Annotated in this window: 15 protein-coding genes; 10 read left to right on the top strand and 5 right to left on the bottom strand. The window is 69.8% G+C overall.

Annotated features, from left to right (window positions below):
* Window positions 1–103: 103 nt before the first annotated feature.
* Window positions 104–1129 carry an agmatine deiminase family protein gene (locus tag ACWKZU_RS10875; protein ID WP_449282345.1) on the bottom strand — a complete coding sequence of 342 codons (1026 nt, stop codon included), beginning with the start codon at window positions 1127–1129 and terminating at the stop codon, window positions 104–106.
* 143 nt (window positions 1130–1272) lie between these two features.
* On the opposite strand from ACWKZU_RS10875, the gene ACWKZU_RS10870 reads away from it, so the two are divergent.
* The 4 genes from ACWKZU_RS10870 (at window position 1273) to ACWKZU_RS10855 (ending at window position 4740) form a co-directional block, all read left to right on the top strand.
* Window positions 1273–1623, top strand: a complete 351-nt coding sequence (locus tag ACWKZU_RS10870; RefSeq protein ID WP_449282344.1) for a nuclear transport factor 2 family protein — start codon at window positions 1273–1275, stop codon at window positions 1621–1623.
* 58 nt (window positions 1624–1681) lie between these two features.
* Window positions 1682–2038, top strand: a complete 357-nt coding sequence (locus ACWKZU_RS10865; RefSeq protein ID WP_449282343.1) for a cupin domain-containing protein — start codon at window positions 1682–1684, stop codon at window positions 2036–2038.
* A 281-nt stretch (window positions 2039–2319) separates the two neighbouring features.
* A complete protein-coding gene (locus ACWKZU_RS10860; protein WP_449282342.1) occupies window positions 2320–3825 on the top strand; it encodes an APC family permease in 1506 nt (501 codons plus the stop codon).
* A 132-nt stretch (window positions 3826–3957) separates the two neighbouring features.
* Window positions 3958–4740, top strand: a complete 783-nt coding sequence (locus ACWKZU_RS10855; protein WP_449282341.1) for a gamma-glutamyl-gamma-aminobutyrate hydrolase family protein — start codon at window positions 3958–3960, stop codon at window positions 4738–4740.
* Window positions 4741–5046: 306 nt separating this feature from the next.
* On the opposite strand, the gene ACWKZU_RS10850 is transcribed toward ACWKZU_RS10855, so the two are convergent.
* Both ACWKZU_RS10850 and ACWKZU_RS10845 read right to left on the bottom strand, forming a co-directional pair.
* On the bottom strand, window positions 5047–5505 hold the full coding sequence (locus ACWKZU_RS10850; RefSeq protein ID WP_449282340.1) for a flavodoxin domain-containing protein: 459 nt from the start codon (window positions 5503–5505) through the stop codon (window positions 5047–5049).
* Window positions 5506–5532: 27 nt separating this feature from the next.
* Complete coding sequence (locus tag ACWKZU_RS10845) at window positions 5533–6831, bottom strand: FAD-dependent oxidoreductase (protein WP_449282339.1); 1299 nt, start codon at window positions 6829–6831, stop codon at window positions 5533–5535.
* 351 nt (window positions 6832–7182) lie between these two features.
* On the opposite strand from ACWKZU_RS10845, the gene ACWKZU_RS10840 reads away from it, so the two are divergent.
* From ACWKZU_RS10840 to ACWKZU_RS10815, 6 genes are all read left to right on the top strand, one after another.
* Window positions 7183–8406 carry a cytochrome P450 gene (locus ACWKZU_RS10840; protein ID WP_449282338.1) on the top strand — a complete coding sequence of 408 codons (1224 nt, stop codon included), beginning with the start codon at window positions 7183–7185 and terminating at the stop codon, window positions 8404–8406.
* 77 nt (window positions 8407–8483) lie between these two features.
* Entirely contained in the window at window positions 8484–9920 is a 1437-nt protein-coding gene (locus ACWKZU_RS10835; RefSeq protein ID WP_449282337.1) for a glutamine synthetase family protein, read from the top strand.
* The gene (locus ACWKZU_RS10830) at window positions 9917–10651 is read left to right on the top strand and encodes a substrate-binding periplasmic protein (RefSeq protein WP_449282336.1); all 735 of its coding nucleotides are present in this window, start codon (window positions 9917–9919) and stop codon (window positions 10649–10651) included. The genes ACWKZU_RS10835 and ACWKZU_RS10830 overlap by 4 nt, the downstream gene beginning before the upstream one ends.
* Before the next feature lie 2 nt (window positions 10652–10653).
* Entirely contained in the window at window positions 10654–11388 is a 735-nt protein-coding gene (locus ACWKZU_RS10825; protein WP_449282335.1) for a gamma-glutamyl-gamma-aminobutyrate hydrolase family protein, read from the top strand.
* Window positions 11385–12128, top strand: a complete 744-nt coding sequence (locus ACWKZU_RS10820) for a type 1 glutamine amidotransferase (protein ID WP_449282334.1) — start codon at window positions 11385–11387, stop codon at window positions 12126–12128. Before ACWKZU_RS10825 ends, ACWKZU_RS10820 begins: the two co-directional genes overlap by 4 nt.
* Before the next feature lie 371 nt (window positions 12129–12499).
* On the top strand, window positions 12500–12793 hold the full coding sequence (locus tag ACWKZU_RS10815; RefSeq protein ID WP_449282333.1) for a GIY-YIG nuclease family protein: 294 nt from the start codon (window positions 12500–12502) through the stop codon (window positions 12791–12793).
* Between the two features lie 313 nt (window positions 12794–13106).
* On the opposite strand, the gene ACWKZU_RS10810 is transcribed toward ACWKZU_RS10815, so the two are convergent.
* Window positions 13107–13817 (bottom strand): cache domain-containing protein, encoded by a 711-nt coding sequence (locus ACWKZU_RS10810; protein ID WP_449282332.1) that lies wholly within the window; start codon window positions 13815–13817, stop codon window positions 13107–13109.
* Window positions 13814–14599 carry a FadR/GntR family transcriptional regulator gene (locus tag ACWKZU_RS10805; protein ID WP_449282331.1) on the bottom strand — a complete coding sequence of 262 codons (786 nt, stop codon included), beginning with the start codon at window positions 14597–14599 and terminating at the stop codon, window positions 13814–13816. The genes ACWKZU_RS10810 and ACWKZU_RS10805 overlap by 4 nt, the downstream gene beginning before the upstream one ends.
* Window positions 14600–14606 lie beyond the last annotated feature (7 nt).

Genomic DNA, 14606 nt, shown 5'->3' with positions numbered 1-14606 from the left:
GCCGGCGGCGCGGGTCGTTCATCGAGCTCGTCGCGATGACCGGTGCGCACCCCTCGGCGAGCCCCGGGTGCGCGCCTCGCCGGGGCCGGTCATCGCCGAGGGATCAGCCGACCTTGGGCTGCTGCTGCGTGATGCAGTGGATGCCGCCGCCGCGGGCGAAGAGCGGGCGCGCGTCGATGCCGATCACCTGGCGTCCCGGGTAGACCTCGCGCAGCGTCGCGAGGGCCTGATCATCGGCCGGATCCTCGAATGCGCAGGCGAGCACCGCGCCGTTGAGCACCACGTGGTTGATGTAGCTGTAGTCGACGTAGCCCTCCTCGTCGCGCAGCGCCTCGGGAGCGGGGAGATCGAGGATCTCGAAGTTCGAGGAGGTGTCGGTGCGGTACTGCTCGGCCACCGCGCGGTTGGTCTTCGCGATCACGTGGTCGGGGTGCGACGCGGCCTCCTGCCGGTGCATGAGCAGCACCTCGGGCGAGGCGAACGCGGCGAGGATGTCGGAGTGGCCGCGGGTGCCGAAGGTGTCGTGGTCGCGGGTGAGACCGCGGGGGAGCCACATCGCGCTCGTGGTGCCGATGGTGCGCGCGAGCTCCGCCTCCACCCGCTCCTGCGTCCATCCCGGGTTGCGACCCGGATCGAGCTGCACGGTCTTCGTGAGGATCACGTGCCCCGTGCCGTCGACCTGGATGCCGCCGCCCTCGTTGGTCATCTCCGAGTCGATCAGTTCGGCGCCGGCCGCCTCGGCGACGATGCGGCCGATGTGCCGGTCGTGGTCCCACCTGGCCCAGCCCTGGGCGCCCCAGCCGTTGAAGACGAAGTTCACGGCGCCGAGCCGGCCGTCGTCGCCGACCACGAAGCTCGGTCCGATGTCGCGCATCCAGGCGTCGTTGAGGGGGGCGGTGATGCGGTCGATCTGCGCCGAGAGGTACTTGGCGGCGATCTCCTCGTCTCCCGGGTTGACGACCACGGTGACGGGCTCGAACTCGCTGGCCGCATTGGCGACGGCCGCCCACGTGGTGCGGGCCTCCTCGACCTCGGCCTCGGTGTCGCCGAGGGTGTAACCGCTCGTCGGCCACGCGAGCCAGAGTCGCTCCTGCTCGTGTCCCTCGATGGGCATGCGCCACGTCGTCATCGGTGCTCCTTATGATCCTGCCTGGGTAGGGGGGTGAGCGCCAGTCTACTGGCAGCTTGACCAATAAGCACGCCGGTCGCGATCGGGCGCGGCACTCGCATATATTTCTCCATATGTAGAAGTTCCAGGGGTAGGATGACCGCATGCATGAAGCAGTGAGAGCAGCGGTCCAGCAGTACGTCGACGGGTGTGCGGCGGCCGATCCGGAGCGGGTGCGCGACGCCTTCGACGAGCACGCGGTCATGTGGGGGTATCTCGGTGCCGACTACGTGACGATGAGCGGCGCCGACTTCGCGGCGAATGTCGTGGCGACGGCGCAGCCGGCGGGATCCGGCTACTCCTCCGATATCCACAGCATCGAGGTCGTGGGCGACGTGGCCAGCGCGGTGCTCGACGAGAAGGGCTTCCTCGGCGCCGATTTCCGCAACTTCTTCGGCCTGATCCGCCGGAACGGGGAGTGGCGCATCACCAGCAAGGTGTTCACCACCGTGTGAGCGGCGATATGGTCGACTCGTGCGAGGCGACGGTCGGCTCGCGCAGGAGGAGGTTGCAGTGACGCAACATGCAGTGGTGGCCGAGGTCTTCGACCGCATTCCGGAGTCCGGGGAACTGGGAGCGCCGCTCGGCATCTCGACCACCGGACCGACGCGCACCTGGCTCGAGGAGTTCACCTCGGACGGCGAGAAGGGCGTGCACACCGGTTTCTGGCGCTGCGAGCCCGGTGTGTCCGAGTGGGATTTCGTCGATATGGGCGAGGTGATCCACGTGCTCAAGGGGCGACTGGTCGCGACGGAGCGCGGCGGTGAGCCGGTGGAGCTGCTTCCCGGGAGCGTCGCCTCGTTCCCCGCAGGGTGGAAGGGCACCTGGGAGATCACGGAGACGCTCGAGAAGTTCTACGTGATGCTCTGATCGCAGGGTGTCTCGGTGAAGCGGGGCCGGGGGCCGGACGGCGCCCGGCCCCGTCGTGTCGCGACCGCACCACGGCCCGGTCGCCCGGTTCCGCGTCGCCCGGTAACACTCGCGGAATAATTCATTCACATTTGCATGAATTTTTATCCCAATTCACGCTTTTGTGATGGGAAATCGCGTATCTACTTGCCTCAGAAAAACATCTACATGTAGGTTGTATGTGCGGTGCTCGGTCCGAGCGCTCGTTCCATTGGTGGATGTACAAGGGAGTACCAGCGACCATGTCACACAACAACGACGTCGTGGAGCACGACGAGGACGCCGCCCACCTCGCGTCACTCGGCTACTCGTACGACACGACCTTCAAACGCGAGATGAGCTTCTGGGGCAACGTCTCGCTCGGCTTCACCTATCTGTCACCCATCGCGGGCGTCTACTCGATGTTCGCGATCTCGCTCGGCCAGGCGGGACCCCCGATGGCCTGGGCGCTCGTGATCGCCCTGGTCGGGCAGTTCCTGGTCGCGCTGATCTTCGGCGAGGTGGTCTCGAACTACCCGGTCGCCGGCGGCGTGTACCCCTGGTCGCGGCGTCTGTGGGGCCGAAAGTGGGCCTGGATGAACGGCTGGATCTACGTCGTGGCGCTCGTCGGCACCCTCGCCGCGGTGGCCTATGGCGCCGCGCCCTTCGTCGCGTCCATCTTCGGAGGCAGCGTCGACGCGGGCGGCACGGTGCTCATCGCCCTCGGCACGCTCGTCATCGCCACGATCCTGAACTTCTCGGGCACTCGCGTGCTGAGCCTCGCGGCGACCATCGGCCTCACCGCCGAGATGATCGGCGCGGTGGGCATCAGCGTGTACCTGCTGCTCTTCCACCGCAAGCAGGACTGGTCGGTCGTCTTCGACAACCAGGGCATCGGCGACGACGCCCCCGGCGGCTACCTCGGCGCCTTCGCGGCTGCGGCCCTCATCGGTATGTTCGCCTACTACGGCTTCGAGGCGAACGGCGACGTCGCGGAGGAGATCAAGGACCCGAGCGCACGCGTGCCGAAGGCCATGCGGATGACGCTCTACATCGGCGGCTTCGCCGCCAACGTGCTGGTGTTCTCGCTGGTGTTCGCGGTGCCGGACTTCGCGGCCGTCGCGAGCGGCGATGTCGCCGACCCGATCGGCGAGGCGCTCCACAGCGCGTTCGGCCCGGTGTTCCCGCTCGTCATGCTCATCGTGGTGATCGCCTTCATCTCGTGCATCACGAGCCTGCAGGCCGCGGCGAGCCGCCTCGTCTACTCGATGGCGCGCGACGGCTTCCTCCCCGCGTCGAAGTTCCTCGCCCACTTCAACGAGAAGCGTCACGTGCCCAGCAATGCGCTGCTCACGGCGGCGTTCTTCCCGGCCGCAGTGGTCGTGCTCTCGCTGATGCTCGAGGACGCCCTGACCGCGATGGTCGGCTTCGGCACCGTCGGCATCTACATCGGCTTCCAGATGGTGGTGCTCGCCGCGCTGCGGGCCCGCATCCTCGGCTGGAAGCCCGCGGGCAAGTTCCGTCTCGGCGCCTGGGCCTACCCGGTCAACATCCTCGCGCTGATCTGGGGCGTCGCCGCGGTGGCGAACATCCTCTGGCCGCGTGAGACCGGCGGCGGCTGGGCCGAGGACTACCTGCTGATCATGACGACCGTCGGCGTGATCGCCGTCGGCTGGATCTACATGCTCGTCTCGAAGGCCTACCAGCGCGGCGACGCGCCGGCCGGCGATGCGAGCGGCCCGATCAAGACCACGACGGCCGTGGGCTGATCCACACGGGCTCGTCCCTGTAGCGGCGGACAGGAGTCCCGCTGCGCCGCTGCGCCTCTCGCGCAGCAGTGCAGCGGGACTCCTGCGCCGTCACCCCCCCTGAACACCGCACCGCACCCGAAAGGACCTCCGATGACCGACCTCGCCGTGGATCCCGCACCCTTCCTGACACCGGGAGCCGAGGATCCGGACGGGCCCCTGATCCCGATGGTGGTGTCGCTCACCTTTCCCGGGATGGATCGCGGCGCGCACGATCTGCAGGACGAGTTCACGAGGATCGCCTTCGACGCGGTGCGCGAGGCGGGCGGGCGGCCCCGGCTGGTCGATTCCGCGGCGGGGGAGCTGATCGCGGCGGACGAGGTGTTCGACGGCGCGCAGGGGATCGTCTTCCTCGGCGGCGGCGACGTGGATATCGCCTGCTACGCCTACGAGGGCCCGGTGCCCGAGAACCTGTACGGCGTCGACCGGAGGGGGGACGACTACTGCATCTCCCTGATCCGGGAGTCGGTGCGGCGGGATCTGCCCACGCTGGCGATCTGCCGCGGCTCGCAACTGCTCAACGTCGCCTTCGGGGGAACGCTCATCCCCGATATCGCGGACTGGGAGATGCACCACGGCGCGAGCGGCGAGCCGCTGTTCATCGATGAGCGGGTGGTGCTGGAGCCGGACTCGGAGATCGCCCGGATCCTCGGCCGCACGGATGTCACGGTGCGCAACGGGCACCACCAGGCGGTCGCCGACGTGGCCCCCGAACTGCGCGCGACCGCTCGGGCGCACGACGGCATCGTCGAGGGCACCGAGCATCGCGACGCGAGCTGGGTGCTGGGCGTGCAGTGGCATCCGGAGGAGCCGCAGGCGGACGCTCGGGATCGTGCGCGCATCTTCGAGGCGCTCGTCGAGCGCTCGCGCCCCTGAGCGGGTCGCCGGGGTCCTCGCGATGGATCCTGGGACCGCGCGCAGGATGACGGACCGAGAGCTCCGCGGCTGCGAGCGGCAGCTGGGTCCTGGTCATCCTGCGCGGAGCGAGCGCGGCGAACGCAGTCGCAGGATCCGCACGCGTGACGGGCTGTTCCGTCATTCTGCGCGGAGTCGCAGAATCCGCACGTGTGATGGATCCTGCGACTCGCCTGGCGCGGTGGCGCCACCGCGGAATGCGCGGAACGCCGGCACGTCCCGCCTCAGCATTCCGCGCTCGCGGGTGACGATAGCGCCGCGAGGATCTCAGACCCGTTCGGAGGAGGCCTCGAGCGCTCCGGGCAGCCACTCGAGCGCGGCGTCGCTGCCGAGCGCCCAGGAGGAGGCGTCGTGGCGACCGTACTCGCCGACCCGCTCGGCGCCCTGCGCGGCGAAGCGGCGGTCGATGTGCTCGCTGCCCTGGCTGTAGGTCTCCTCGTAGAAGGTGTCGCCCAGGCCGAACATGGCGTAGCGCACTCCCGTGAGGTCGGGAGGGGTGGCGTCGAAGGCCTCGGCGAACGGGATCGCCGAGTTCGGCAGATCGCCCTCGCCGTGCGTCGAGCAGACGACCAGATAGAAGCGGTCGGGCGTGATCGAGGCGGGGTCGGTGTTCTGCAGATCGTGCACCTCGACGTCGTCGTGCTGCTCGCTCAGAGCCGCGCCGAGATCCTCGGCGATGAGCTCCGCATTACCCGATTCGGTGCCGTACAGAATGGTGAACTTCACAGCGGTGGTTCCTCTCGTTGAGTCTGGTTATCGTTCGGTCCTGGCCGCCCCGCGCGCGACGGCGGCCATTCGGTCGTGGTCCGGAAGCTTGCGGCGAACCCGCCCCTCCGGTGCGAGCTCCCGCTCGTGCGCGTCGAGCGCGAGCCATTGATCGTAGCCGACCGCGCGCTCGCGCACCGCGTCCGGCAGCCCGGCGAAGCCGCGCCGACCGGGGTTCACGGGAAGGGTCCCGTCGGCGAGATCCGCGGTGATCTCGTCGGCGACGAGCTTCGCGTAGCTGCGGTTCTCCGGAATCGCCCCGCGCGGTCCGCGCTGGGCCCAGCCCGCGCGGTAGAGGCCGACCTCGATGCGCCCGGTCTCCGGGGTGGCGTCCAGGTCGGCGATCAGGCGTGCGAGTTCGTCGCCGCCGGTCGAGGCGAAGCCGATCGCCGTCACGACGGCGGTCGCGGGGACCACGACGAGCTCGTCTCCGCGTGCGAGTTCGACGCCCTCCACGCGGTCGGCACCGATCACCCGCACCGGCGACCAGCCGAAGCGCAAGGTGACCTCGGGGCCGGGGTGCGCGGGGCGGTCGGCCGAGATCATCTCGCCGATGGCGGCCACTCGTCCCTGCGCCGCGCGGTCGAGCTCGGCCTCCGCCGGCGGCTCGACCTCGCCGACGGCCGTGTAGCTCGCGCGGGGGAGCTGCGCGAGCTCGCGCAGCATCTGCGGGTCCCCCTTCGAGTCGGCCGCGCCGGAGCGGCTCACGAGGGTCACCCGCTCGGCGGCCGCGGCGAGGTAGGTCTCGAGTGCGGGATCGGCTACGTCGCTGTCCGCGTAGTCGTCGGCCCCCTTCACCAAGAAGCGGAGCACGTCGAGCGCGACGTTCCCCGCTCCGATGATCACGACGTCGCTGCCCAGCTCGGGCAGCCGATCGCCCTCGTCGGGGTGGGCGTTGAGCACCCGCGTCAGCACGCCCGAGCCGATCACGCCCGGCAGGTCGCCGCCGGGGAGCCCGAGCCCGCGGTCGGCCGACAGGCCGGTCGCGAGCACCACGGCGTCGAAGTGCTCGCGCAGATCGTCGAGGCTCAGATCGCGCCCGATCTCCATGTCGCCGGCGAAGCGCACGGACTCGCTCTGGAAGAGCCGGTCGAACTGCCGGGTGATCGCCTTCGTGTGCTGGTGGTCGGCGGCGACGCCGTAGCGGACGAGGCCGAACGGCGAGACCAGGCGGTCGAGGATCGTGAGCTCGCAGCCCGGCGCGGCGCGCAGCAGGGACTGCGCGAGATAGCACCCGGACGGTCCGCTGCCGACGATGGCGATCTTCGGGCTCGGGGGAGTCGGCATCACAGCTCCTTCGCGTGTTCCTGCTGCTCCGGGGTTCGGGATTTCCGGAGATGGACCCATTGTAGCGATAAATATTCCACGAGTGAATGTTTTATTCCAATTGCTGGGAGTTCAAGGTTCTGCCGATGGGTTCGCCGTCGTCCTGCGCGAGCGTGCGAGTCGCAAGGATCCACGCGCGCGGGTCCTTGCGACTGGGCCCAGAATGACGGGTTTCGGCGCGAGTCTGCGGTGGGAGGGCCTGTGATTGCAAAACCTCGGAAAGACTTGCGCTGTAAAACATTCACCGATAACTTATTTGTTAACCGGCCGCTCGCAGACCGGAGCGGGAGCGAATTCGACGAAGGAGTACGAATGACCGGACAGGTGGCATCGGAGGCGGTGCCGTATCTCGACATCACGTCGCCGGAGTTCGCGATGAACTCGGAGGCGGTGCGCGACGCGCGCAGCAAGAGCTGGTACGCGCGGACCAACTACGGCATCGGCGTGCTGCGCTACAAGGAAGTGACCGAGCTGCTGAAGCACGCGAGCCTGAACCAGGGCAGCGCCAAGTGGCCCGATCACCACGGCGTGCACTCCGGCGTGTTCTACGACTGGTGGGCGAAGAACCTGCTGGTGCTCGAGGGCGATGAGCACGACCGCATCCGCCGGCTGCTCAACCCCGCCTTCTCGCCGGGTGTCGCCCGCCGGCTCGAGCCCGAGTTCGCGGAGATCTCGGCCGAGCTCATCGAGGACATGAAGGCGAAGCAGGCGCGGGGCGAGCAGGTGGAGTTCGTCGCCGACTTCTCCGAGCCCTTCGCCACCCGCGCGCTGTGCGCGATGATGGGCCTGCCGCACGAGCACTGGCCGTTCATCGCCTCCCGCGCGAACACGGTCGGGTACGCGCTGAGCGTGACGATCAAGGAGGACATCGAGCGCGTCGACGTCGCCGTGCAGGAGCTCTACGACTTCGTCGAGCGCCTCATCGAGGAGCGCAGGGAGCAGCCCGGGGAAGACATGGTGTCCACGCTGCTCCAGGTGTCCTCGCAGGACGGTGACACCCTCAGCGGCGAGGAGCTGCGCAACGCGCTCGTGCTCATGCTCTTCGGCGGCATGGACACGACCCGCAACCAGCTCGGCCTGATCCTGCAGACCTTCATGCGCAATCCGGAGCAGTGGGAGATCCTGGCGGAGCGGCCGAAGGAGCTCACCCGTCCCGCACTGGAGGAGGCGCTGCGCGTCAACCCCACCACGCGCTGGGTGACCCGCGAGGCGAACGAGGACTTCGAGTTCAACGGCCTCGAGATCGCGAAGGGCACGACCGTGCACCTCTTCACGATGTCGAGCGGCACCGATCCCGAGGCCTACCCGGATCCCGAGATCGACATCCAGATCCCGAGCCGCAAGCAGCACCACACCTTCGGCGGCGGCATGCACAAGTGCCTCGGGCACTACATCGCCCGCGCCGACATGAGCGTGGCGCTGCCGATGCTCGCGGAGGCCTTCACCGACGTGACCTGCCCCGGCGGAGACGAGTGGCTCCCGGACTCCGGCAACCACGGCCCCGTCAAGCTCCCCATCGACTTCACCGTGCGCTGAGGCGTCGCGCCGCTTCCCGGTTCGTCCGGGCGCGGCGCGCGCCGCACGACAGACCTTCCAACGACGAAAGGAACCCCATGTCCGACCTCAAGACCGGCGGGAGCTTCGGCGCCTCGCTGCGCGAGATCCTCGCCGACAAGACCGCGTTCGCGCGGCACCAGGAGGCGAATCTCGAGCCCGAGACGGTCGCCGCGCTCGGCGCCAGGATCCGCGAGACCGGCGTCAAGTACATCTACTACATGATCCCGACGCTCGGCGCCCGGACGGTGGCGAAGGTGGTTCCGGCGGAGCACTACGAGCGCATGCTCCGCAAGGGCATCGCGTTCCACCGCACGGCCCTCACCGATCTCCAGACCAGCCGCGAGGGCGAGCTCATCGGCGGCGGCGTCGCGGCCCACGAGTTCTGGGGGCTGCCCGAGCCGGAGACCTTCCAGGTGCTGCCCTGGGACACCGAGGTCGGCCGCATCTTCTGCACCGCCTACGATCCGCCGCACCTCGGCGAGGACGGCGGTCGGCTGATCCCGCTCGACACGCGCGCGCTCTTCACGGCCGCGCACCGCGGATTCATCGAGCGCACCGGCCTCGAACTGCGCAGCGGCCTCGAGCCCGAGATGACGTGGGTCGGGCCGGGGATCGAGGTCGTCTCGAAGGACGACCAGAGCCCCGCCTATCAGGTCGAGAACCTCGAGAAGATGCGCCCCGTGTTCAAGAAGGTCATCAGCTACGGACAGGCGCTGGACTTCGACATGATCCAGGGCGACTACGAGGACGACGGCCAGATCGAGCTGAACTGGAACTACGATCGCGCCGAGCTCACCTCCGAGCGCATGACCACGTACCGCCAGATCTGCAAGCAGGTGGCGCGCGAGCTCGGTCTGCAGGCGAGCTTCATGCCGAAGCCGTACAACGGCAAGATGGGCAACGGCTGCCATCACAACCTGAGCCTGTGGCGCGTCGCCGAGGACGGCTCGGCCGAGAACGTGATCGAGGACGGGCGGGTGGAGCTCCACGCCACGGAGACCGCGCGCCAGGCGATCGCCGGCATGCTGCTGCACGCACCGGGATCGATGCTCGTCATGGGGTCGACGGTGAACTCCTACAAGCGCTACTGGGACGCCGGCCAGTTCGCGCCCTCCGGGGCCGACTGGGGCCTCGACACCCGAGGCGTCGCGATCCGGATCTCGGCCAACGGCCGCATGGAGTACCGCCTCCCCGACGCGAGCGTGAACCCCTATCTCTCGCACCTCTACCTGCTCGCCGCGATCGAGCACGGCCTCGAGTCGCAGATGGACCCGGGCGACCCCGGGCAGCCGAGCGAGGAGATCGCGAAGGTCGCGGTGCCGAACACCCTCGGCAGTGCGATCGAGGCCTTCGAGGCCGACGAGTACCTCATGGCCGCGATGCCCGAGGAGCTCACCAGGATCTTCCTGCAGCTGAAGCGGGACGAGTGGGCGCGCTACTGCGGCCAGATCACACAGTGGGAATTCGATCAGTACTGGGAGGCGATTCCGTGACCGGGACCGAAACCGCGGGGCAGGACACCCGCATCATCCGTCTGGCCTGCATCGACTCCGAGGCCCTGCCGCTCTTCGCGAAGAGCCCCGACGGCAGGGTCCGGAGCGGCTACGAGCCCGAAGCCGCCGCGCTCGTCGCGGAGCGGCTCGGCGCCGAGATCGAGTGGGTCATGGTGCCGTGGGAGGAGATGATCCCGGCCGTGCGGCGCGGCGAGGCCGACGCCGTGTGGTGCGGCCAGGGCATGACCGAGGAGCGCGCCGCGCTCGTCGACTTCACCCGGCCCTACGCGGTGTTCAACGAGACGCTCGTCGTGCGCGCCGACGACCCCGCGCGCTCCGCCGACGAGCTCGATGGATACCGCATCGGAGCGATCGCGAACTCCACGAACATGAAGCTCGCGGAGACCTTCCCCGGGGTGGAGCTCGTGAGCTTCGGAGCGAGCGACGACGTCTTCGGCGACATGATCGAGGCCACCCGGTCGGGTGAGATCGACGGATTCGTCGACGACGACGTCGTCATGATCCCGCTGGGGCAGGAGGATCCCGACTTCGTCGAGGCGTTCACGGTGCTCACGGGCAACCGCTGGGGCATCGGCGTCGCGCCCGGCAACGACGCGCTGCGGGAGGAGATCGACGCGGCGATCGAGGCGATCATCGCGGACGGCTCCCTGGAGCGCGTCTGGAGCAAGTGGATGCCGCTGCTGCCCTTCCCGCTGAGGAACGGGCGATAGCGATGCCCGAGCCTCGGGGCGGCGGGCGGATCCCGCGCATCGGCGTGACCGGCATGTGGTCGAATCAGATCCACGGCCTGCGCTTCGACGGGAGCGCGGTCGCCGCGGCGGTGCTGCGCTCGGTCGTGCGCGCCGGAGGCGAGCCCCTCGCGCTCTTCGCGGAGGGGCCGTCTCCGGCCGAGGAGCGGCTGCGCGGCCTCGACGGCCTGCTGGTGCCCGGCGGCGCCGACGTGGATCCGCGGCGTTACGGCGAGGAGCCGCTCGAGACCACGGCCCCCGCCGACTTCGCGGCGCAGGACCAGTTCGAGGCCGACATGATGGCCGCGGCGATGCGGCTCGGGATCCCGGTGCTCGCCATCTGCCGCGGTTTCCAGCTGCTGAACGTCGAGCACGGCGGCACCCTGGTGCAGGACCTGCCCGCGGACAGTCCGCACCGCAACGACGTGCACGAGGTGGCACTCGAGCCCGAGTCGGCGCTCGCCGAGGCGCTCGGCGTCTCGGCGCTGCCGGTCTCCTCCTACCATCACCAGGCCGTGGACCGGGTGGGGAACGGGCTGCGCGTCGTGGGGCGCGCCCCCGACGGCGTGGTCGAGGCAATCGAGCACGAGAGCGCCGAGCTCATCGCGGTACAGTGGCATCCGGAGGACAACGCCGCGACGGACGCGCGGCAGCACGCCCTCTTCGCCTGGCTCATCGAGCGGGCGCGCGCCCGGACGAACGTGGAGGAGACGGTATGAGCGACGCACGAGTGCTCGTAGTGGAGCACCAGGGCAACGCCGGGTCGGGGCTCTTCGGAGTGCGGATCGCCGAGAGCGGCGTCGCGCTCGAGATCGTGGGACCCGACGCGGGGGCCGAGGTGCCCGAGTCGCTCGACGGCTTCGACGGGCTGATCGTGCTCGGCGGCACGATGGGCCCGACCGACGACGTCGAGGCCCCGTGGCTGCCCGCGACCCGGCGCCTGCTGGCGGAGGGCGTGGCCCGCGGTGTACCGACGCTCGGCATCTGCCCCGGTGCGCAGCTGCTCGTCACCGCGACGGGCGGGCGGGTGCGCACGGCGGTCGACGGCCCCGAGGTCGGCCTGCACACCGTGAGCTTCGACGCGAGCGCCGCCGGCGACCCGCTCTTCGACGGCCTCGCAGGGGCCGACGTGCCGACCGTGCAGTGGCACTACCTCGAAGCCGGCGAGCTGCCCGAGGACGCGAATCTGCTCGCCTCGAGTTCGATGTGCCGCAACCAGGCGTTCCGCGTCGGAGAGGCCGCGTGGGGCGTGCAGTTCCACCCCGAGGCCCTCGGCGCCACCGCCCTGGACTGGGTGGAGGAGGACCGACAGGGGCTCGCCGACCTCGGTCTCACCGAGGAGACGGTCGTGGGCCAGGTGCGGGCCGCCGAACCCGAGCTGAACCGGGTCTGGGGTTCGGTCGCGGAGCGCTTCGCCGCGCTCGCCGCCGACCGAGTCCGGGTGCGGGCCTCGGCGTAGACGCCCCGTCACCCCGCGGGCGGCCTGCCCCGGTCATCCTGCGTGCGGCCTGCCCCGGTCATCCTGCGTGCGGCCTGCCTCCGGTCATCCTGCGTGCGGCCTGCCTCCGGTCATCCTGCGTGCGGCCTGCCTCCGGTCATCCTGCGCGAGCGGAGCGAGTCGCAGGATCCACAGTGCCGGAGTGTCGCTCGGTGGATCCTGCGACTGCGGTCGCTGCGCGACCTCCGCGCAGAATGACGGGGGAGGGTCATCTTGCGCGCGCGGAATGCTCGGGCGAAACGCGCCAGCGTTCCGCGCATTCCGCGGTGGTGCCACCGCGCCGGGCGAGTCGCAGGATCCACAGTGTCACAGGCGCTTGGCATGATGCTCCCATGTGCAAGCGCGCCTTCGTCTACCTGCTCGCGAGTCGTCCCGGTGGCACGCTCTACGTCGGAGTGACCTCGGACCTCGCGCGGCGCGTGTACGAGCACAAGCGCCACCTGGTCGAAGGGTTCACCGCGCAGTACGGGGTGACGAGGCTGGTCTGGTTCATCGAGGGGGCGAGCATCGTCGACGCGATCTCGTTGGAGAAGAAGATCAAGAACCGCTCTCGGAGGTGGAAGATCGATCTGATCGAGCGGGAGAACCCGGAGTGGAGAGATCTTGCGGCCGACTGGTTCTCGTGAGGGCCTCGGCGGTGGATCCTGCGACTGCGGTCGCTGCGCGACCTCCGCGCAGGATGACGGGGGGCGTCGACCCTGGGCCTCTGCGCAGGATGACGGGGGTGCGGGCTCGTTTCGGTCATCCTGTGCGAGCGGCCTATGTCCGGTCATCCTGCGCGAGCGGAGCGAGTCGCAGGATCCACAGTGCCGGAGTGTCGCTCGGTGGATCCTGCGACTGCGGTCGCTGCGCGACCTCCGCGCAGGATGACGTGAGAGTGGGGGGGCCGGCGTGATCCTCCGCGCAGGACGATGGGGAGGGTGGCGGCGGAGCGCGGGCTCAGGAGTCGGCGTAGAGCAGCTGCACACCCGCCTGCGCGGGATCGATCCGCGCCCGTCGGAAGCCGGGCAGCGATTCGGGCACGTAGTCTCCCGGCAGGAAACGGGAGGAGTTGCTGAAGATCACGTTGCCGTGGCGGCCGATCAGGGCCATCGCGGAGGGATGATCCAGCAGCACGGGCAGCAGCGCGGCCTCCAGGTCCGCGACCTGGATGTCGTTGCCGACCGCGCCCACGCGGGTGCCGCGGATCTCCGCGGGCACGGTGAGCGTGAGCACGTAGGCCTCCACGCCGAGATAGTCGATGTACGGCCCCACGAGGGCCGGCGTGCCCTCGTGGAAGGAGCGGATGAACCACTCGTGGTGCTCGTAGTCGTAGTAGCGGTCGGCCCCCGGCACCACGCCGAACGAATAGCGGGCGAAGCGCGACTCGTCCTCGCGCACCCACCATTCGAGGTGCCCGTTCTCGGTGCCCAGCGCGGAGTGAGCGAAGATCAGGCCGCAGCCGTCGATCGTCTCATCCTCGGCGAGGAAGCGCACCGCGGCCGACTTGAGGCGGCGACGCGTCGAATCGCTGATCTCGATCAGCCCGTCTTCGCTGAAGCGCAGGGTGGAGATGAGCTCGTCGGCGAGCGACTGGAGACGCTCGAAGTGCTGGGTGAACCAGCTGCTCAGGCGATCGAGCGTCTCCCGCACCGATTCCGGGGCGCTCATCGGAAACCCCCGAGATCCCCGGCCGGCTCGGAGGCCCCGTAGGCGCGGCCGAGCGCGATCTTGCCGTCGATGATCAGCCGCATATTGCCCTTGACGTGGTCGACGGCCAGCTGCTGCGCCTCCTCGGCGCGCTGCTGCTCGATCGCGGTGGTGATGGCGAGGTGCTCGGTGAAGGCGAGCTGGCCCGACGCGCGGCACACCCCGTCGCACCAGAGGAAGGGCGAGAGCTCGGACTGCAGGCGCTGTTCGGCCGTGAGCAGACGCTGCGAGTGGCTGAGCACCGCCACCTCGAAGTGGAAGCGGCTGTCGGCCATCGAGCGATCCCGCCCGCTGCGCGCCTCGCGCGCCTGGAACGCGAACTCGGCGAGGCGCGTGCGGCGGCCCGGCTCCGTGCGCTCGGCGGCGAGCCGCGCCGCCATCCCGGACACGGCCGCGTGCTCGTCGAAGAAGTCGCGCAGCGCCACGAGGCTCGTGGCGCGCAGCGAGGCCTGCAGCGCCTCGGAGGAGGGGAACGGCGCCTGCACGACGAACGTGCCGCCGTTGCGGCCGCGCCGCGTCTCCACCACGCCCTGCGCGCGCAGCCGCGCCAGCGCCTTGCGCAGCGTGGCCACCGCGATCCCGAACTGGCTCGCGAGCTCGGCCTCGGGCGGCAGCCGCTCGCCCACGCTGAGCATCCCCATCGAGATCGCCGAGGCGATGCGCTGGGCGATCCCGCCGACGTTCGGGCCGGAGGGCGTACCCTCGCCCTGCGACGGGGTCTGTCCGAGGAGCGGCTGCTGCACCTGATCC

The sequence above is a fragment of the Leucobacter sp. genome (assembly GCF_053528595.1).
This window is presented reverse-complemented; position numbering and strand designations above follow the sequence as displayed.